General features: G+C 45.1%; 16 protein-coding genes. 10 read left to right on the top strand and 6 right to left on the bottom strand.

The annotated features are described in order from the left end of the window. The first annotated feature begins 1 nt into the window (after position 1). The 5 genes from wecB (at position 2) to NQ542_RS10445 (ending at position 8606) form a co-directional block, all read left to right on the top strand. Positions 2-1162, top strand: coding sequence for a non-hydrolyzing UDP-N-acetylglucosamine 2-epimerase (gene wecB, locus NQ542_RS10425; protein ID WP_039849930.1), 1161 nt, complete (start codon positions 2-4; stop codon positions 1160-1162). An 895-nt stretch (positions 1163-2057) separates the two neighbouring features. Beyond that, a complete protein-coding gene (locus NQ542_RS10430; protein ID WP_005636892.1) occupies positions 2058-2366 on the top strand; it encodes an Arm DNA-binding domain-containing protein in 309 nt (102 codons plus the stop codon). A 24-nt stretch (positions 2367-2390) separates the two neighbouring features. Continuing rightward, on the top strand, positions 2391-4652 hold the full coding sequence (locus NQ542_RS10435) for a Helicase associated domain protein (protein WP_005636894.1): 2262 nt from the start codon (positions 2391-2393) through the stop codon (positions 4650-4652). Positions 4653-4981: 329 nt separating this feature from the next. Beyond that, the gene (locus NQ542_RS10440; protein ID WP_227945677.1) at positions 4982-7357 is read left to right on the top strand and encodes a hybrid sensor histidine kinase/response regulator; all 2376 of its coding nucleotides are present in this window, start codon (positions 4982-4984) and stop codon (positions 7355-7357) included. Beyond that, a complete protein-coding gene (locus NQ542_RS10445; RefSeq protein WP_005636898.1) occupies positions 7302-8606 on the top strand; it encodes a sigma-54-dependent transcriptional regulator in 1305 nt (434 codons plus the stop codon). Before NQ542_RS10440 ends, NQ542_RS10445 begins: the two co-directional genes overlap by 56 nt. A gap of 5 nt (positions 8607-8611) precedes the next feature. On the opposite strand, the gene NQ542_RS10450 is transcribed toward NQ542_RS10445, so the two are convergent. The 4 genes from NQ542_RS10450 to mobA all read right to left on the bottom strand — a co-directional run bounded on the left by NQ542_RS10450 (position 8612) and on the right by mobA (position 13055). After that, positions 8612-9106 carry a dihydrofolate reductase family protein gene (locus NQ542_RS10450; protein ID WP_005636900.1) on the bottom strand — a complete coding sequence of 165 codons (495 nt, stop codon included), beginning with the start codon at positions 9104-9106 and terminating at the stop codon, positions 8612-8614. 221 nt (positions 9107-9327) lie between these two features. After that, positions 9328-11364 carry a conjugal transfer protein MobC gene (mobC, locus tag NQ542_RS10455; RefSeq protein ID WP_005636903.1) on the bottom strand — a complete coding sequence of 679 codons (2037 nt, stop codon included), beginning with the start codon at positions 11362-11364 and terminating at the stop codon, positions 9328-9330. Positions 11365-11400: 36 nt separating this feature from the next. Beyond that, complete coding sequence (gene mobB, locus NQ542_RS10460; RefSeq protein ID WP_005636905.1) at positions 11401-12648, bottom strand: conjugal transfer protein MobB; 1248 nt, start codon at positions 12646-12648, stop codon at positions 11401-11403. Then, complete coding sequence (gene mobA / locus NQ542_RS10465) at positions 12633-13055, bottom strand: conjugal transfer protein MobA (RefSeq protein ID WP_005840900.1); 423 nt, start codon at positions 13053-13055, stop codon at positions 12633-12635. Before mobA ends, mobB begins: the two co-directional genes overlap by 16 nt. Before the next feature lie 724 nt (positions 13056-13779). Between mobA and NQ542_RS10470 the strand changes: the two genes are divergently transcribed. The 4 genes from NQ542_RS10470 (at position 13780) to NQ542_RS10485 (ending at position 17248) form a co-directional block, all read left to right on the top strand. Beyond that, positions 13780-14574 carry a ParA family protein gene (locus NQ542_RS10470; protein ID WP_005636912.1) on the top strand — a complete coding sequence of 265 codons (795 nt, stop codon included), beginning with the start codon at positions 13780-13782 and terminating at the stop codon, positions 14572-14574. Between the two features lie 7 nt (positions 14575-14581). Continuing rightward, on the top strand, positions 14582-15031 hold the full coding sequence (locus NQ542_RS10475) for a DUF3408 domain-containing protein (RefSeq protein WP_005636914.1): 450 nt from the start codon (positions 14582-14584) through the stop codon (positions 15029-15031). Then, positions 15019-15687, top strand: a complete 669-nt coding sequence (locus tag NQ542_RS10480; RefSeq protein ID WP_005636916.1) for a DUF4122 family protein — start codon at positions 15019-15021, stop codon at positions 15685-15687. The genes NQ542_RS10475 and NQ542_RS10480 overlap by 13 nt, the downstream gene beginning before the upstream one ends. A 397-nt stretch (positions 15688-16084) precedes the next feature. Then, positions 16085-17248 (top strand): IS4 family transposase, encoded by a 1164-nt coding sequence (locus tag NQ542_RS10485; protein ID WP_005636919.1) that lies wholly within the window; start codon positions 16085-16087, stop codon positions 17246-17248. A 239-nt stretch (positions 17249-17487) separates the two neighbouring features. On the opposite strand, the gene NQ542_RS10490 is transcribed toward NQ542_RS10485, so the two are convergent. After that, positions 17488-18627: an AbiH family protein gene (locus NQ542_RS10490; protein WP_005636924.1), complete on the bottom strand. Its 1140-nt coding sequence runs from the start codon at positions 18625-18627 to the stop codon at positions 17488-17490. A 32-nt stretch (positions 18628-18659) separates the two neighbouring features. Then, positions 18660-19670: a hypothetical protein gene (locus tag NQ542_RS10495; RefSeq protein WP_005636926.1), complete on the bottom strand. Its 1011-nt coding sequence runs from the start codon at positions 19668-19670 to the stop codon at positions 18660-18662. A 556-nt stretch (positions 19671-20226) separates the two neighbouring features. Between NQ542_RS10495 and NQ542_RS10500 the strand changes: the two genes are divergently transcribed. Next, complete coding sequence (locus tag NQ542_RS10500; RefSeq protein WP_080707039.1) at positions 20227-20613, top strand: DUF4134 domain-containing protein; 387 nt, start codon at positions 20227-20229, stop codon at positions 20611-20613. Positions 20614-20617 lie beyond the last annotated feature (4 nt).

Genomic DNA, 20617 nt, shown 5'->3' on the forward strand with positions numbered 1-20617 from the left:
TATGAAGAAAGTGATGTTGGTCTTCGGCACCCGTCCGGAGGCAATCAAGATGGCTCCGCTGGTGAAAGAATTCCAGAAACAGCCAAAACGGGTAGAGACTGTGGTGTGCGTAACCGGACAGCATCGGGAAATGCTGGATCAGGTGTTGAAGATATTCGACATCAAACCGGATTATGATTTGAATATCATGAAGCAGGGACAGGATCTGTATGATGTGACCGCTCGTGTGCTGACCGGTATGCGTGATGTACTGAAAGAGGTAAAGCCCGATGTGGTATTGGTACATGGGGATACTACCACTTCTACAGCTGCAGCTTTGGCTGCTTTTTATCAACAGATACCGGTGGGACATGTGGAAGCTGGTTTGCGTACACATAATATTTATAGCCCATGGCCGGAGGAGATGAATCGGTTGTTGACGGGGCGTCTGGCGACCTATCATTTTTCTCCCACTCCGTTAAGTCGTAATAATCTGATTAAAGAGAGCGTTGATGACCGCAATATCATTATAACTGGTAACACAGTGATTGATGCACTTTATTGGGTAGTGGATAAAATCAAGAACAACAAGGAGCTAGATAATGAATTGGAAGATATATTGAGCAAAGCGGGTTATGATGTAAACCGCTTGAACAATGGCAAGAAGCTGGTATTGATTACAGGGCATCGTCGTGAGAATTTTGGTGACGGATTTATCAAGATGTGTACAGCTATTAAAGATTTGACGGTTAAATATCCAGATTTGGATTTTGTTTATCCTATGCACTTGAATCCTAATGTACGCAAGCCGATTCATGAGGTGTTCGGGGAGAATCTGTCCGGCTTAAAAAATATGTTCTTCATTGAACCATTGGAGTATTTGAGTTTTGTGTATCTAATGGAGAAGAGCAGCATCGTATTGACAGATAGCGGTGGCATTCAAGAGGAAGCTCCGGGACTGGGTAAACCGGTATTGGTGATGCGTGATACCACGGAGCGACCAGAAGCATTAGATGCCGGAACGGTGAAACTGGTAGGTACGGACTATAATAAGATTGTAAACGAAGTATCATCTTTGATTGATGATAAAGCAGCTTATGAAAAAATGAGTAAGGCTGTAAATCCGTACGGTGACGGATTAGCCTGCGGACGTATTGTAAATGCATTGTTATATAGGATATAAGCTGAGCTATGAAGCTGATACTGAAAAATATTTTTACAAATCGAAATACTTGTTATTACTTATGGTTTGCATTACCAAGAGCTAATAAACTTAAAGTGAAAGTTTTTTCTGGAGTTGAACTTCATTATCGGGACTTGTTTCATGGTAAGATATACGAATTGTTGCAAAACCTAACATCGGGTATAAAATGAAGAATGATAAACGAAAAAAAGAAATTTTTCGGTGGATATTCCTCGGAGGACTTTTGTTGTTTGTGACTTTTCCTGTTTTTACGCAGTAAATACAAGAATGAGTGGATTGATTTATGTGCCGAGCACGGACATAGATGATGGAGGAAAAACTCGCATAGGTGGTCACTTTTTCAGAAAAGAGTTCCTGCCCGATGTCAGCTTGAATTCGTTAGGAAAGTGGATGTATCATACAGGCAATCATTTTTTGAGCATCATTCCTTTTTCATAGATTGAGCTGGAATTATTTGTACTATACAGAAAAAATTAAAAGACAGCAATATAGATAATATGGATTTTGATCACAAGAATTGATATTTATCTAAAAGAATCAGGCCTATCAAAGAAAACGAATGATGATCATGTATTGCTATTGGAAGTAATGATCACATTACGACGAGTGACAAGGTGAAAAGAGATGATTGGCCGGATAGTAGAAGAACCATATTGGGGAACTATTATGTTGCTGCCACTAAATATACGAAAAAAAAACATATCATAGGTTTCTATGTCACCTACCGAAAATGAAAACGTGATTACAATTAAATGGAATGGAGTGGCAGACTGTATGACTTATCAGTCCTCTTTGCAAAACGGGAAATATTCTTCGGAAGGTATATGCTTTTACATCAACCTACTGTAAAATACTAATCAAGAAAATAATAAGGATGCCTACAGTCGTTGTCCGTTTTGAGACTTGTAAGAAAGCCATAGGGTACGGTACGGTTTATTACCGTATCTACAAAGGACATAACCGACGTATGGAATTTTCTTCCCACCTTCACCTACCAACTTCTTCTTGGGATGAAACCACAAAGACAATCCGGGGAGAGCATCCCAAAGCCTGTCTCTTTCGTGCTCAGATGGAAGCGGATCTTCGGCTTTTGAACCGGATTATAACGGAAGATGTTACCGGTCGACTGACAATGGGCGATATGATAGCCATCTTTAAACATCAAAGGACAATAATCAAATGAACTTTTGACTTGTAAGTCAATAGGATGGTACCGTCTTTGACAGATTGCTATCACCGTCTAGGTTTTCAGGTAACAGAATCCGAAGATGGATTACGGATAGGCTTCAAACCGGGAATGGCACATGCTATCGTGAAGGAGATTTGGAACGAGCAGCCTTTGACCCGTTCGGATGTTGAAAGGTTTTATGAAAAGCTTTCTTCACTGAACAAAGGATATCGAAATCTCTATTTCAGGATCGTGGCGCACGGTGGATTCCTGCCGGAAGCATTGGACTTTGAACTGCACGGGCTGACCGTTTCGGATGAAAGCTATATTGAAAGCCTCTTGTCCGGAAGACATGTGGAGCTTTATCCGCATAACGAAGCGGCTTACAGGGCGATCATGCGGGGATTCAAACAACACCGTATCGGTACGGTCGTGCAGGCTACCGGAACAGGGAAATCCTATTTGCTGGCACGCTATATCGCAGATCATGCAAAGGAAAATATATTGGTCTTTGCTCCGAACATCACGATTCTGGATGAGATCCGGAAAGCCGTCGGATTCTCCATTCCGCAAGTGACGTACCGGACATTCCAGTCACTGATTCGTAACCGGGAGGACAATGGGTTGTTACGGGCAGATCATATTCTTATTGATGAATTCCATCATTTCGGGGCGGAAATTTGGGGAAGTGCCTTGCAGGAAGTGATAGAAAACAATCCCTGTGCCTATGTCCTGGGAACATCGGCAACGCCAATCCGTCCGGAAGGAATGATCGATACGGTGGATCTTTATTTCGAAGGAAATTTGTTTTATGAACTTACCTTGCCGCAAGCTTGGTATTACAATATCTTACCAGTGCCGATCCTGGTACAAAGTGCTTACGGGCTGGACAACGAACTGGATCGGCTGCAAAGAAAGCTGGAACGCAGCGGTTGTTCAGTCCGCCGGAGAGAGCGCATCCAAAAGAAACTGGACCTGGCGCGGGTCGATTTCAAAGGTGCTTTGGGCGCGTCGTCGGTGATCCGGAAGTTCCTACCCGAAAGCGTACGCAAACTGCTGGTTTTCTGTCGCGACCTGGCCGATCTCAGACAGATGGTGCCGGAAGTGTGCGACTGGCTCACACAGGCAGGCCGATCGATTACGCCATTTGAAATCCATCATGCGCAAAGCGAGCAGGAGAATCAGCGGCTGTTGGCCGCTTTCCGAGAAGAGTCGGACCGGTTACACGTACTCTTTTCCGTCAATATGCTGATCGAAGGATTGCATGTCGAGGGAGTGGATGCCGTCTTGTTCCTGCGGCGCACCGAATCTTACATTGTCACCCTGCAACAGCTGGGGCGCTGTCTGGATGCCGGAAGCGGGAAACAGCCGGTCGTCTTGGATTTCGTGAATAACCTGTCGGGTAAATCGGTCTACGACGTGATGGCGTGCCACTGGGAGCGACTCTCTTATCTTCCATCGCCCCACGGATTTGAAAGAACAACCTCGTTCCTCGCTACCGGCTATTTGTCGGATATCCGGCTCCGCATCGAAGAGATCCTGGCCGAGCTGGAACCATGGCAGATTATGTACGAGCGGCTGGTCGAGTTCCACCGGGAAGAGAACGACTGGCCTTCAGTGACGGAAGGGAAACTGGGCCTTTGGTGCAACACGCAACGCATCGCCTACAAACGAGGCTGTCTTGCCAAGGAACGGTGCGACCAGCTTGATGCAATCGGTTTTGAGTGGAATCAGCTCGACTCCAAATGGATGAGGGAATACCATGCATTGAAAGTCTTCTTTGATACCTGCGGACGCTGGCCCAAACGTGAAGACGGCCCGCTTGCGACCTGGTGTTATACCCAGCGGGAAAGACGGAAGGATGGACGTTTGAGCAAAGAGCGCATCCGGGCTTTGAATGAGATCGGCTTTGTCTGGAATCAGAACCTCCAAGGGGAATGGATGAAGAACTACGAGGAGCTGAAGTCTTTTGTCAGAAAATATCGGCGTTTCCCTAAATCGACGGAAGGGAATTTGGGCGGATGGTGCCATACACAACGGAAAATGCGTAAACAGGGAAAGTTACCCAATGACCGCCGGCTCCTGTTGGATAAAATAGGATTTGTCTGGTCGGCGGAACAGGTCTGGCAAGGCAACTTCGAACAATTGTGCCTGTTCCATAACCTGCAAGGACGATGGCCGGGATGCCGTGAAGGAGCATTGGGACGCTGGTGTACCATTCAAAGACGGGATTACCGCAAGGGGAACATGTCAGACGAGCGAAAAGCACAATTGGAAAGAATCGGTTTCCCTCTTGCCTGATATGGAATATATTCGATTCTATCCGTTATGAAAGTTGTCTATTCAATTCCAATCAACATTGGAACAGTGTCTGTCATTACCCGGATTTGGAACTGCCAGCATACGGGTGGAACCAACTGATAAAACCGGAATAAGACCAATCTCATAAAGTAAATCGTTATTGATTCATCCCAATATGGAAGCCCTTGTCTGAAGCCGGTTATCGGAGAAGACAGGGGCTTCTTCTATATTTTATAAATGAATTATAGATAACTATTACACTGGCTTAACGAATCCGTTACAAATCCTTGGTGGTTTAAAGTGAGTGTTTACGTAAAATGAAAATATTTATGGTAGCAAGGAAAGTTTCATTACAGCATAAGGTTCTTTTAGGGTATATGATATTGATCATGGCTGTTTGCGGCATGGTTTCCATCTTGTTATACGAACGGAGCCGCATGCGTGAGATAAAAACGGAAACATCGGAGATACGCAGGATACGCCATGACATCAGTACGGCGCATCGCTATATCACGGAGCTTGCCACCTATGGAGAGTCCGTCATTGTCTGGGAGGATACCGATTTTCGTGAGTATCGCAGAAAACGCTTGCAAACGGACAGCTTGTTACAAATATTGAAAGTGAGTTGTGGCACGTTCGTCCTGCCAAAGCAGATAGACTCCCTATGTCATTTATTGGAAGCTAAGGAGATACATCTGCTCCGCATTATGGAGACCATTACCAGACAGGGGGAAGCGGACAGCCTGCTCGCAAATCGTCTGCCTATTGTTATCAGGGAAGCGGTTCGTACCCGGACAGTCACCCAAAAGAAAAAAGGGATTGCCGGTTGGTTCGGAGGGAAAAGGAGCGTACAGGTCTTCGAGCCATCGAAAGGACTGCAAGATTTGAATGAGAAGCTGATCGCCATGCAAGAGGAACGTGAACGCCGGATAGACATGTATACCGACAGTCTGCGCATACAGAATAAGGCCTTGAACCGGAAGTTGCAAATACTCATCACCCATCTTGACGGGCAAGCGCAGGCGGCGTTCATCAGTCGTGAGGAAAAAATCACGGAAGCCGGAGATTTTTCTTTCAAACTGTTTGTCTTGGTAATCGTCTCTGCTTCCTCCTTGCTATTCATCTCGTTCCTGATCATACGGCATGACATCAGGAAAGAAAGGGAAGGGCGGGCACAGCTCCAAAGGATAAACCGTGAGAACGAGGAACTGCTCGGTATGCGTAAACAGATCATCCTGACCATCTCGCACGATATACGAGGACCATTGGGTAATATCAACAACTGCGTGGAACTGGCCTCGGAAACCCGTGAAAAGAAAAAACGGGAAGGCTATCTGGAGAACATCCGCCATTCCTGCCGCCATATACTGAATCTGGTGAACAACCTGATGGATGTTTATAAGATCAATGAGACCAAGGATACCCGTAACGAGGTTCCTTTCCGTCTAAACAACTTGCTTGACAACATATCGAAGGAATATGCCCGCAAAGCGGGTGGCCGGGCCTTGCTGTTCGAGCACCGGCATAAGAATGTCGGTGATATTACAGTGAGAGGAGACGCAGACAAATTGGAACAAATATTGGACAATCTGCTGACAAACGCCATCAAGTTCACCCTGTCGGGTACGATCCGTTTCCATACCGAGTACATGGCGGGAAGATTATATGTGGAGGTCGGTGATACCGGTATCGGTATGGACGAGGAGACATTGGAACGTGTCTTCCGTCCGTTCGAGCGTGCGGCGCAGGAGATAAACTCGGAAGGTTTCGGTCTTGGGCTTTTTATCACGAAAGCTCTTGTAAAGGTACTGGACGGAAGCATTGAAGTAGAGAGCCGACCAGGTAAAGGTACAACATTCCGCCTGTCGTTTCCCCTTTCGGAAACGACAGGAGAACCGGAAACAGAGGAGCTTCCGGTACAATCTGCGACAATACTTCCCAAACATGTACTGGTAGTGGATGATGACAGCATCCTTCTGAAAATAACGGAAGACATGCTCGGGCGCAACGGGGTGGAATGCACGACCTGTCAAAATGCAAAAGAAGCCATTCTAGCACTCGACCGCTTGGATTATGATTTGGTATTGACAGATATACAGATGCCCGTGACCGATGGTTTCGGCTTGTTGAGATTACTGCGTAACTCGGATATCGGAAATTCCCGTACCGTTCCGGTCGCTGTCATGACGGCACGGGGGGACGGGGACTCGGGCGTGTATATGAAGTCCGGTTTTTGCGGTTGCATACATAAGCCTTTCTCTTCAAAAGGACTGCTGGCCTTTATCTCCTCCGTTACGGAGGGCAGAAGTGCAGGCATGTCTCCGTTCGACTATTCCCGCCTGATGGAAAGTACGGACGACCGTCGTCATATGTTCGGTCTTGTCGCAAAAGAGTCAGAAAAGGATCTTGCCGAACTGGAGGAGGCTTTAAGAGAAAACGATCGGGAAGCCATGCGGAGGATCGTACATCGGATGGCTCCGGTCTGGGAGTTGTTAGGGGCCAACGATGTACTGTTCGGTTATCGGAAGTTCCTGCATGACAAGACCTCGAGCGACGAGACGGTCAGAGAGTACACGATGAGAATTATGAAACAGATACGGTTACTGATAGACGAAGTAAATAATGAATTAAGAAAGAAAAATGACGGGGATGAAAAAGACTTTATTGATCGTGGAGGACAACCTGATTCTTTGCGATATTCTTGAGAGATGGCTACAGAAAGCCGGTTACAGGGTATTGACGGCCATAGATGAGCCTTCGGCACGCCGGAAAATCAAGGGGAATAACGTGGCGCTGGTACTGACGGATGTCCGCCTTCCCGAAGGGGATGGCATCAGTTTACTGGAATGGAGCATCTCCCAAGGGTTACATATCCCTTTTGTGGTGATGACCGAACATGCCTCCATTGCAGATGCGGTGCGTGCCGTCAAATTGGGCGCAAAGGACTACTTGCCCAAGCCTGTCCACGAGGAGTTACTGATGGAACTGTTACGGGGATTGATCGGTCTGCCAGTTTCCGTTCCCCCGAAGAAATCATTAATGAAAAGGCTTAGCGGGGCGGTCCGGGAGACCGAGCGGATAGCTTGTCGTGTGGCTCCTTTGAATTGTTCCGTCATGATCCTTGGACCGAACGGTAGCGGAAAAGAATCTGTCGCACAGCTGATCCAACAGCATAGCGGGCGTAAGGACAAGCCTTTTGTGGCGGTGAACTGTGGTTGTATCCGGGGGGAACTTGCCGCATCTGAGTTCTTCGGTCACGTGCAGGGGGCATTTACCGATGCGAAAAAGGATACTGCCGGCTATTTTGAGACGGCCAAGGGCGGTACGCTCTTCCTTGACGAGATCGGAAACATGCCTCCCGAAATGCAGACACTGCTGCTCAGGGTATTACAGGAAAGAGTGTATTGTCCAGTGGGCAGCCGCAAAGAACTTGAAGCCGATGTACGGATATTGTCGGCCACCAACGAGGATATGGAGCGTGCCATACGGGAGGGACGTTTCCGGGAGGATCTGTACTACCGTCTCGCCGAGTTTGAGATACGCCAGCCCTCTCTCTCCGAATGCCCGGAAGATATATTGCCACTGGCTGACTTCTTTCGTGAGCAACATTCAGAAGAGATACGTGTGGAGACCTCCGGTTTTACCGAACAAGCCAAAATCTCCATGCTTTCCCACTCATGGCCGGGCAATGTGCGTGAACTTGACAACCGGATAAGACGTGCTGTCCTGTTGGCGGTATCTCCATTGTTAACCCATAAAGATCTGAATCTTAATGCGACCATCTGTAGGACAGGCGAAAAATGTAAAAAAGGCTTGATGGAAGAAGCAGAAGAGAAAGAACTAATAAGGAAGATTCTGGAAGAATGTGGAGGTAAGATCAGTCGTGTGGCGAGAATGTTGGGGATGAGCCGTCCGACGCTATACAAGAAAATGGAAAGGTATGGGTTGAGATAGCATCTTCATCCGTTTCGTTTATACATAAGCCGGCAGATTCCGTTGGAGAAAGTTTTGCAGCCAAGAAGTTTCCAGCGGGCAGACCGGAATTCTCCCGTCAAGGGGATTCCACCACCATAAGAAAGAGGCAGCAGAAAAAGTACTGTCTCATCCACCAGATTATACCGAAAAAGTCCATCGGCATATTCCGCACTTCCTCCATCTCCCACTCCTGCCAGATAAATACAATCCTTGTCATGCTTTTCCTTTACATTCAGCAAGTCCATCAAACCGTAATGGGGGTAGATGTGGAATGTGGCCTGTCGCTGCCAGCGTGGGAAACCATACCGTTTGTTTTCCCTCACCCATCGCATAAGCATCTCGTCTTCATGCGGAAGGAACCCGTCCAAAGTGAGTGCCATGATAACTTGAATTTTTGCCATACCTCTTGTTAAAAAAGCATGAAACCCATGCTTATTTCGAACAGAGGCTCTGACAAAGCCCAACACAGAAACCCGCATGGGCTCATGCTATAAGGTATAGCATAAGCCTCACGCAATAGCCTCTGTGTTTTTGAATTTGTCAGATTCCTGTTCGAGACGTCTTGCGACTTATGTATAATAATGGCGGTCCCAATTGTCGAGACCGGCCTTATTTCTCTATTTCAAGTTTCAAATATACGGCATCTTTTTCAATAATCCGATCAGTCGGGGTATAATTTCTTCAATTACCCCTCCACTTGTCATGATTTGTCGGGGTCCTTTCCTTTTTCATCTTCCAGACCTAGTCGTTTACGGAGTTCAGGGTCATTTTTGATACGCCGCATCTCCTCATTGATAATAGCCTGCGCATCCGCCTTGATCTGGTCGTAATTGCGTTGTATCTGTTGCATCATGATGTCGTTACCGTTCCTGTCCTTGAAGTCGTTGATGACCGGGATTTTCTGATAAGCCTTTTCTTCTGCGCTGATCTTGGTATGGTCCACGACAATTTCGGCATGAAATATTTTTTGCTCTATCCTCTCATCAAAATTATCCGCCACAGCCCCGACAAACGTGCCTTGTGAGAGGTTGGCGATCTTTGATGCGGGAATGAGCGAGTCTAGCTGTGTGTTGATGGAGGTGGATACGTCCTGACGGTTGATGGATACGGACTGACGTTGCTGAAGCACCTTGCCGAAGCGCTCTGAAAGCGTTTTTGCGGTTTCACCGACCACCTGTCCGCTGAAAATATTCCCCACCGTGTTCTGGATGACCTTGGATTCTTTTTCTCCGTAGTCACGTGTCAATTGACTGAAATCCTGAAAACCCAGAAGCACACCCACCTTGTTGCTTCTCGCCGTCGCGATCAGGTTGTCAAGCCCACGGAAATAGATGGTGGGAAGCTCGTCAATGATAACGGCGCATTTAAGCTGTTTTTTCTTGTTGATAAGCTTGACGATACGGGAATTATATAATCCGAGCGCTGCCGAATAAATGTTCTGCCTGTCCGGATTGTTGCCCACGCAGAGCAGTTTGGGCTCTTTCGGATTGTTGATATCCAATGAAAAATCATTACCGGTCATCACCCAGTAGAGTTGTGGGGAGATCATGCGCGTAAGGGGTATTTTAGCCGAGGCTATCTGGCCTTGGAGCTGGTCCTGGGCATTTCCCTTCCATGCGTCCATGAAGGGAGAAAGATAGTTTTCCAGCTCCGGATAAGAGGTCAGAATGGTGAACAGGTCTGAGTAGGGTTTGTTGAGCAGTTCTACCGCATGGGGAAACGTACAGTAAATACCGTTTTTGTAAATCTTTAAATACCAGATTATTGCCGCAAGCAGAATGATAGGAGACTCCACGAAGAAGTCCCCCTGCTTTTCGATCCAGGTGCGATTGAGGTTGAGCATTATCGTATAGCTTGCCTCGTACGCATCGGAAATGTCCGTCATGAATTCCGGATTAATGGGATTGCACCGGTGAGACCTGCGCGGATCGTCGAAATTGATGACATAGAACCGGGGCTTTACCTCGTACTTGTCCATATTCTTCAACAAAGAATTATAGGCGATGGTGGACAGGTCATCAAACTTGTAATCATAGATGTAAATCGCAAAGCCTTTGGCTATAAGCTGGCGTATGTAACTGTTGACTATCGCATAGGATTTGCCGCTGCCCGGTGTCCCGATAACCATGCAGGCACGGAAAATATTGACAATATTGACAAATCCGTTATTCCAGCGTTTTTTATAATAGAATCTCGTCGGGAGGTTTACCGAATATTCATTCTCCATCAGTCGGGTTTCCTGCATGAAACTCTCATTTTCCATATTGAACACATCTTCCATGAGGTTGTGCCTGTAAAGGCGGCTCATCCATAATCCCGACATCAACAGGGCGAGATAGCCTGCCGTAAGAGTAAAAATATAGAATGCGGTATTTGCCATGTGTGGCAATGGCAGTTTAAGAAGCCACCAGTTCAGAAAAAACAATGCGCATCCTGCCACCAACACCGCATAAATTTTAGGCCAGGTTATTTTTTCACCTTTGACCCCATGCGTACCCAGGCAGGAAACGGCCAACAGAAGCACTGCCAACAGTTTGCTCCAGAGAATACAGTTGAAAATTCCGGTCGTGTTGTTGAAGTTTACCAGAATCCGGTCTATCACCTCAAGGTTCAGGTGCCATGCGGTGATACTCGGATAGCAGTACACATAGACGTGTACCACCAAAAGAAAAATACTCACGGCCCTGCCGAATTCCATTATCTTAGCGAGAGCCCTCAAATCATCTTCCTGCTGCATAAGAATTGTATATAAATGGGTTGATACTTGTTTTGTCTAAATGCCACGCTTGCGTCCGGTCTTCTTTTTTTTCTTCATGCGGCGTGCAAAGGCTTCCTCCTCGTAATCCCGCGGATTGGTTTCCAAGGAAAAAATGCCTGCCGCCAGTTCGAGCGTGCTAGAGGATTCGTGACGGTGATGCTGCCAAAGTTCTGTAGCGGAATGTCCGCCCCGTTCCTTTTCGGGTATGTTTTCCAACCATTTGAAATAGTCGTTGAACACATTGGCAGAAAACACCTTGCCCATGCGTGAGCCGTTGAACACCTCCCGATGGTTGTGATCAATAAAGGTGACACCATAGATACGTCCCCGCTCATTCTTGCGGAAAACCACATCAATACGCCTTTGCCCGAGCAGTTCCACAAACCGTTTCTGTGAATCCGCCTGCCGCAAGGCACGAACGATGTCCGCCTGTATGGAGGGGGCCCATTTCCCATCTTTGAGAGCTTTCAGATTTATCAGCATCCGCTTTTCCAACTGTTCATTTCCGAAGCGTTTCCCAAATCGGGAACTTTTGAACGGTGGGCTGACAACCTTGCCGGTATCATCCGTGACCGAATATACAATACTGGTATATGGGGTACCGTTGTATTCTCCCCTGACCTGTTTCGCCTCGATGTTGAGCGTGGAAAGCAGCGCATTGTATTCCCCGAAGGTTTGGAAACGGTAGCTTTCCAATACGGCTTTAAGGGTATTACCTACCTGATGGCGGACATCTCCCAAGGAAGCGTCCACCTTTCTTAGTTCCGCTTTTGGATTCCGCTTTTCCGCATCCGCTCCGTTTCGCAGACCGAAATCCACTTCCAGCTCCCGACAGGCGGTCATGGAACGCCGATGCTCGTAGGCATCGCTGATCTTTTTCCCCTGTTCATCCACACAGACACTGACAATATGGATATGGGTATTGTGTGTATCGGCATGTTTGTAGGTGATGTAAGGCTGATTCCCATACCCCATCTTCTGCATATAACGTTCCGCCAGTTCTGCCAGCCGCCCGTCGGTCAGCCGGTCTTCCGGTGCTGGGGAAAGGGAAATGTGCAGGACGGGCTTCTCCGTATTGCGGTTTGCCAGCAGGTAATTCTCAAAAGAGAGCAATGCCAAGCGCATGTCCTCGCTTGGCAATCCGAGCCGGTCGGAAATCATACGGTTACCGGAAAGAATCTCAGCCGTTCCGGCTGCTACCTTCTCGTAGTTATAAGCAAGCGCTCCGTAAAGACTCATGCCATGGCTTATTTTTGCAACCATTTCCGCTCGTATTCCTGGGTTAGCGCCATGACCTTTTTGCAGATGAGCATCAGCTCAAGACTCAATCTTTCCAACTTATAGAGCAATGCCATCGCCCGTTTCTCCCCGAAATTGTTCTTCAAGGCACGGACGACCTGGTTGTAGTTGTTGCCGACAGCCTGGAACTGTTTGTGGAATTCTGTCAGCCTGATGTAATAGTCCATCGTCGCCTTGTCTATTTTCACGACCTTTATCTGTCCCGAGAAGATGGATTTCTTGATGAACAGCGTGAGGTTGCCGGCTCCTGAATCCGCCAGCAACTTTTCAAATCTTGTGTTCTCCTCGGCGTTCAGGCGGAAACTGTACTTGTGGTCCGCCGGATCATTTTTAGGCTTTCTGCCCGTCCTTGTCCCTGTTGTTTTCTCCATACACATGAGATTTTTGGTTTGTACTTTTTTCTCTTCCAGAATCCGCGACTTTGGAGCGGATTCCCCCGCCCCTCTGGGCGGGCAAGTTGGTTCTTGTCGGACAAAAGACTTTTTGTCGGACAAGGACACAACTTGCTCTGTTCGCTTGAACAGAGAATCCTCCTTCGTCGGATTGCTGCGCGACGTTCACGGCGTGCTGTGGTCCGGCGAAGTCAGTTCCTTTCCATTGTCTGATTCCGGTTTTGCAAAATTAGACAGTGATAACCGATTGGTAAACAGCGTTTGATATGACATTTGATGACATCTGACGACATCTGATGTCAGGTAGGGGAAATGTTGGCGGAAGTTTCAAGAATAGCCGCTACTTTTGGCACAGTGCATGAGGGCATACATTGGAACATTGTCCTGTAAGGTGTATTGCTTGCCTGCCACAGGTGGTGCATGACGCGAATGCGGTATCATCCATGTATGCGCAATGCCATATATGCCGCATGGCAGTCCTGCATGACGGGACACATTGCATCCGTGCAATGCAGTATGGGGTACATTGAACTCCATATTGCATGAATGCAATGCACCTTATACGGCAACACCCTCCGGCAACCGGCATTACACTGATGCAATATGGTATGCAATGTATTCATGCAAACAGGCAAGCAATGCGTAATTGCCATATACCAACGGATGCATTGCCGTGTGATGAAACGAAAAAATCCAGACAGATATGAAACAAGTCATACACTCTAAATTCAAGCCTATGAAGAGAGAACCTTTATTTGTCGCTTTGAGCAACCAGAAAGGCGGTGTGGGAAAATCCACGTTCACCGTGTTGCTCGCCAGTTATTTCCATTACCTGAACGGATATAACGTACTTGTGGTGGATTGTGATTATCCACAGCACAGCATCAGTGCCATGCGGGACTGGGAAGTGGGGAACATTGAAAAGAACGTGCATCTGCAAAACCAGCTGGTGGAACAGTTCGGAACAAGCGGCAGGAAAGCCTACAGCATCCTGAACTCCACCCCGGAGGAAGCTAGGGAGACGGCCGGCCGCTTTCTCGAAAAGTCGGATCTGGACTATGACCTTGTCCTTTTTGATCTCCCCGGTACCGTGAATGTGCCCGGTGTCTTCCAGTCCGTGATCAATATGGACTATGTATTCACTCCGATTACACAGGAAAGGATGGTAATGCGGAGCAGCATGTCTTTTGTCCTTGCCATCAGGGAATACATGCACCGGCATGCGGACGTACCCTTGCGTGGCATCCATATGTTCTGGAACCGGATGGACAAACGGGTGTCCAAAGGGCTGTATAACGGCTATACCGAAATTTTCCGCTCTCTGAAACTGCCGGTGCTGGAGACCGTCATTCCCAGTGCGGAACGCTACAACAAAGATTCCGGGATGAAGGGGCCCCTGTTCCGCAGCACCTTGTTCCCTCCATCTCCCTCCGCAGTGAAAGGAAGCGGTCTGGACCTGTTGGTAGCGGAAATAGAAACCGTACTGAAACTTCAATAAAACAATTATGGCTACCAAAAGAAGAACGGATTACCAAGTGGACGAGGAGGCATTGAAACGCATGATGGCAGGAGATGTAACCGCTTTGGAAAAAACGGTTTCTCCGGAAGGGGAATCGGAAACAAAAAGTCAGGCTGGGCCTTCTCAGGAGAAACAGGAGAAGAAAAGCGGCCTTTCCAGACAGCAAATAAAGAAATCACCGGATGGAGTGGCTGATTCAGATGAATACCGGAGACGGTTTCTGAAAGTGAGACTGTCGGGAGCAAGAAGGCAGACCTATGTTAACGATGCATTATACAGGACTGTTGCCAAAGTATTGCCGGTCATTGCACCGGATATGTCCGTCCCGATGTTTTTAAGCTGTGTCCTGTCAGACCATCTGGAAAGGTACCAGGACATCATCAACGAGATATATAACCAGGAAGCCACACAAAAACCGATAGAATGGAAGAAATAGTTTATTTGTCAATACGGCTCGGCTGTACCGCTTATCTATTATATAAGGTATGGGAGCAGAAAAAGAGAATAGGTAAGATATGCGATCTGCTTTATACTCCCCGTAAAAAAACGGAAACGGAAAAGGACCACCGCCGGAATCCGGAAAGTGCGGCAGATGTGATGGGGGCCACCCGTTTTGTCTATCTGGATGAGAATGCCGGAAAGACCGTTGCCCCTTACATGAGCCAGCAGTTGGAAATGGGAAGCGACCTTATCGGCAAGGATGAGGATATTCCGGAAGATGAGGTGGAATGCAAACTGCCTTTGGAGGAGATGAGAATGCTGAAAGACGAACAGGAGGAGCTGGACAGCCGTTCTCCCGAGGCGGAAGCCATTGTTCCGGCAGTCACTCCTGCCGACCTGCTCAATGTAGGTGACGTGCTGCTTAATCTGGACGGTGCCGGTTCGGATGAGGACAAATCATACCGGGCCGCCATGACACTGCGTGCCATCCGGGAAACGGACATGTTCGAGCTGTTCTCCTCCCAGGTGGAGAACAAGAAACTGATAGAGGAGCTGATGGAAAGGTATGTGGATGAGGAAGGGAATGCTCTGCCTTTAAAAAAAGAGAGGAACGTTTCCAAACCTGTCGCAGATTGGAGGAAGCTGGTCTGAAAGTAATATGCTATTATGCCACAAAATTCCATATTGTTGAATATTATATATAGGATATTCATTATGTACCCAACTTTGTATTTTTCTATAATCTATGAAAAAGGTTGAAGTTTGTCTTTTGTTAAGGGTAATAGAAAGGAACAAACACTCAAAACATAGAAATCACGGGGACAACTCAGAAAATCGGATACTTCCTCACTGTTGCTTACGATTCAAAAGTAAAAGAATGAAATTATCCTGATTTGCTGACAGGAAAAACTATAACTCAATTTCATTACTGTCCCGTAAAAGTGGATAAATAGTTCTTTGAAATAATTGAAATATAGTCTATTAGATACTACTTTTTAGGCGCGACGATTTGAAATCATACCTTTGAGGTCAATTAAGGTGACCTCAAATGAACCAAGATAAATATGTTTTCGCTCAGTTAGTAGAATTCTTGAACAATGATAAGTTCAGAAGACTTGTAGACAAGTATGATGGCAATCGTTATGTGAAACATTTCACTTGCTGGAGTCAGTTACTTGCAATGATGTTCGGTCAACTCAGTAATCGTGAAAGTCTTCGTGACTTGATTGTAGCTTTGGAAGCACATCAAGGAAAGCGTTATCATTTGGGATTGGGTCGTGAGCCCATTGCCAAAACTACGCTTGCATCTGCCAATCAGAATCGGGATTACAGAATCTTCGAAGATTTTGCTTTCTATATGATGAAGGAAGCATGTGAAAAACGATCGACTCACATCTTGGATATTCCAGGAAGGAAGTATGCGTTTGATTCCACTACGATTCCTTTATGTTTGGCTATATTCCCTTGGGCGAAGTTCCGTAAGAAAAAAGGTGGAGTTAAGGCTCATGTCCTTTATGACATAGAAGCACAACTTCCAGCCTTTTATACAGTAACTACAGCATCCAGGCATGATTCAACAGAAATGTCCGCAATTAATTATGAGCCAAATGCTTATTATATATTTGACAGAGCGTATGACTCGTTTAAAGAACTTTATCGGATTCATCTTACAGGTTCTTTCTTTGTAGTCAGAGCGAAGTCTAATCTGAAATGCAAGTTCTGTAAATGGAAGCGTAGAATGCCGAAGAATATCCTTTCAGATGCGGAAGTGAAACTGATAGGGTACACTTCTGAAAAGAAGTATCCTGAATCATTCAGAGTCATCCGTTTCTATGATGAAGAGGATGATCGTGAATTCACATTCCTGACGAATGCCAAACACATATCTGCACTTGATGTTGCCAATCTTTATAAGAAAAGATGGTTCGTGGAACTTTTCTTCAAATGGCTGAAACAACACCTTAAGATAAAAAGGTTCTGGGGTACTACCGAGAATGCGGTTCGAATACAGATTAGTGTTGCTATCATCACCTATTGTTTAGTAGCTATTGTACAATATGATATGCAACTGAATCGTTCAACTTATGAGGTCTTGCAGATTCTTAGCATCTCATTAACAGATAAAACGCATTTACAAGAGCTGTTTAATAAGACTAATTTCAATGATGTCAAAGAACAATTTAATCCCCTTATTCCGGGATTATTTGATTAATTAATAACTCGTCCCGATTTTAACGGGACACTAGTGACTCAATTTATTAAATGAAATTTCTTTATAAGAGACCTATAAACGACTATAAAAAAGTAAGGAGCTGCTTACCAAGCCAGCTCCTTACTTTTTCTAATGGATGAAAATCCGTTTCCCTGCTTCCTTTTGCACAATATTTTTGTCGTACTTTATGTGCATAACAAGATATCATAGAAAAAATCACATTTAAATTTAGTGTTCCATTACATGGTTTTGCATTGCTCCTTGTTCACAACTCTATCTCTGAATAACTTCATATTAGTAAAGTTTCGGGAAATATTTTGAACAAGTTCCAAGTAATTATCTCTGCCATCTTCCCATTTATGATAAAACGGCTTTATGGAAACACAGTTTTCATGTTCAAAGACGGTATTTAGTAATGTTCGGTCTGAATTTCCGCAAGAATGCCCCATTATCAAAACTTGAAAAGGTGCAGCTAAAAGAAATTCGAGCAAATCATGATAATGTCTTGTTTCTAAATATTTAACGGATTTGACATATCTAAGTAACTCATTGTCATTCATATCAAGAATAGACTGGTAACTTTTGTCAAGTTCATCCCCATAGCCAAAAATTATATTTTCAGGTTTTTCTAATTCGCCATGAATATAATTGTGGGTAATATTAAAGTTACCATACATCTTAGCTGTTTTTGTATAGTTGAAACTCAGCAACATGATACGTTTAGGGATAAGTTTATCGCGTTCTCCATAATTGTATTCAACATCTGCAAGGCTGGATATATTCAGCCCAATGCTATCCAGAGCTTTCTTTTTTCCTTCTGTTGAGAAATCAGCAGGATCAAAGAAGTCAATTATTGCATTTTGAAGGTCATTCCTTACATTGTCTGTTTCTATTGTATGGAGGTATTCAATTAATTTTTCTTGAAGGAATGCAAATTGTTCATTCAACTCACTGATTGTATAATTACAACCAGGGCTATCCATGCCAACTTTCAACAGTTGGTAATAGTCGTTTTCAATATCCACCCATCCTTTGGTTTCTATTGATTGCAGAATAGTTTTAAAAAAAGGGCAACATTCAATAGAGAAAATGTTTGGTTGGTCCTTGATATACTGAATAACTTCGCTTCCTGAGTATCTTTCTTTACAATAGATATCCTTAAAAAAACATGAGTTGTTGAAGACAAAAACATTCCAGCAATTAATGCCTACATTATCTTTGATAACCAAACGGCAAAGGCAATCTTCTGATACATTTGTAGTATTACCGGAAAAAGTATACACTCGTTGGTCCCAATACCAGTTGATAAAATCCATATAACTTGTTTTAAAGCCATGTGCCATGTCAAATCCGTTTCCTATGATAACAAGTCTATTCATTCGGTTGTAATGATGATGTTAGTGTTATTGACTTAAATTATAGAATAATCTCCTTGCTCTTCATTTACAAGAAGTGGCTTTAAAAGCGTTTCCACCGACTCAAAAGTATCTTGTTTTGAGAAGTGTATCTTTGGTTGTCCCCACCATCCTCTAATGAATTGTTGGTATTGGTATTGCAAGGTACGGCGAGGTGCCTGCGCCAAGCAGCTATTATAAAAGGAGTCCACAATGTCAGAATGGTAATTGGTCAATGAAAAGAAATACTGCCAAGTTTCTGATATTTCATTCGCGTTGAATCCGGGACGTTCAATTATTTCCACTGCATCCAATCTATGAACACCATCATGTTTAGAGAATGCAGCTTTAAGTATTTCACTTGCCTCCTTATCAGAAGAAGGTGCGCTATACCCAAAGATTGTTACCTTGCCTGCTTTCGATATGTAGTACTTTGCAACACTCCATTGGTCACGGATAAAGCTGTCGCTGTTGTAATCCTTTTGTTCTACAGGATACAGCAAAGGAACAGCGTTGTATGGTTTGCCACACTTTCTGCAATAGTTTTGTATAAGACCAAAGGTCATACAGTCTTTGCACACACCAGCCCCCACATTTCCATGCAAGAACAGAATCTCTGGTCTGTTCCAGGTAATCTTTGCCACTCTGTTATATGCTTGGATAAGCAGACTATCCCAGTTGAAGGATACAATGCAGTCTTTTTCTGTGAGCGAAAGAATCAAAAGGTCGTAGATGGTCAAGAAAGATGGAAGCTGCACATTTGAAAAATATTCATAAAGTTTTTTTTCCATTGCTATCCGTGCGTTTTTACACTCATCACCACGTCTAAACAGCTCACTATATATATCTTCAAGATTCTTGCTTTTCGTTTCTAACATAAATCCTTCAAGGATTCTATCTAACCCGACCTGTTCAATGGCTTCATTCATCGTCGGGCAAGATTTTCCCATGACCGCTCTTGAAGCACCAGCTCCAACTATCACGACATGAGGGCGTTGGCAATACAAATCTTTAAGGTTTTTCTTCATACACTAACTGATTAAATATTTTGCCCATAAGCAATTGTTGCATCATGCTTTATTTTACGGCCTCATATTTTGTTCGCTTTGTTTCAGGCACAATAATTTCATTGTTCATACTTATAAGTATGAAAGTTATTGTTCTCTGTTTGGCTGTTCTTGAATATAAACAGATATATTACTTAAAAATGCCTTATCAAGGTGTGATATTGTTACTCTCTTTATACACTACTACATGATACACTATTTTTAACCTGTTTACATTGGCCATAAAACTGCGTTTGATATGCAAATATAGCTATTTTAATCCAATATCAATAATAGTCGTTTTTGACAAGAAATCAACTTTATGGAATTTGCTGGCTTTTGTATGGCAATTATATAAATGGTACAGAAAAACATGTAACCGTTTGAACAATCCATGTTTGTGCCAAAATCATCAATTAATCATGTATTATGCTTGAGGTAAGCGTCTCCGCAATGACGTAAAACAATGTTGAAAATCTCTGTAGAGACGCGCAAAAGCACTTGTTGGATGACATCTGATGACATCTGGCGACATCTGATGACACCTCTGAATCACAGCGTATTATCCCTTTTTATCTTCGCCGTCGAATTCAAATTTATGTCTTACCCAAACGATTCGACAATGAAGAGAAGAATCCTTTTTTCAGTGATGTGCGCGGCGATTGCCGCCGGTGCTTTCGCGCAGGGCCAAGGTCAGGGCCTTGCCGGTATCAACGAGGCGACCAGCCTCATGACCTCGTATTTCGATCCCGCCACCAAACTGTGCTATGCCATCGGTGCGGTGCTCGGCCTGGTGGGCGGCATCAAGACCTACGGCAAGTTCTCCAGCGGTGATCCCGACACCTCGAAAACCGCCGCCAGCTGGTTCTTTGCCTGCATCTTTCTGATTGTAGCCGCCACCATCCTGCGTTCCTTCTTCCTCTAAGCGG

Origin of the sequence: Parabacteroides merdae ATCC 43184, assembly GCF_025151215.1 — a bacterium.
GTDB lineage: Bacteria > Bacteroidota > Bacteroidia > Bacteroidales > Tannerellaceae > Parabacteroides > Parabacteroides merdae.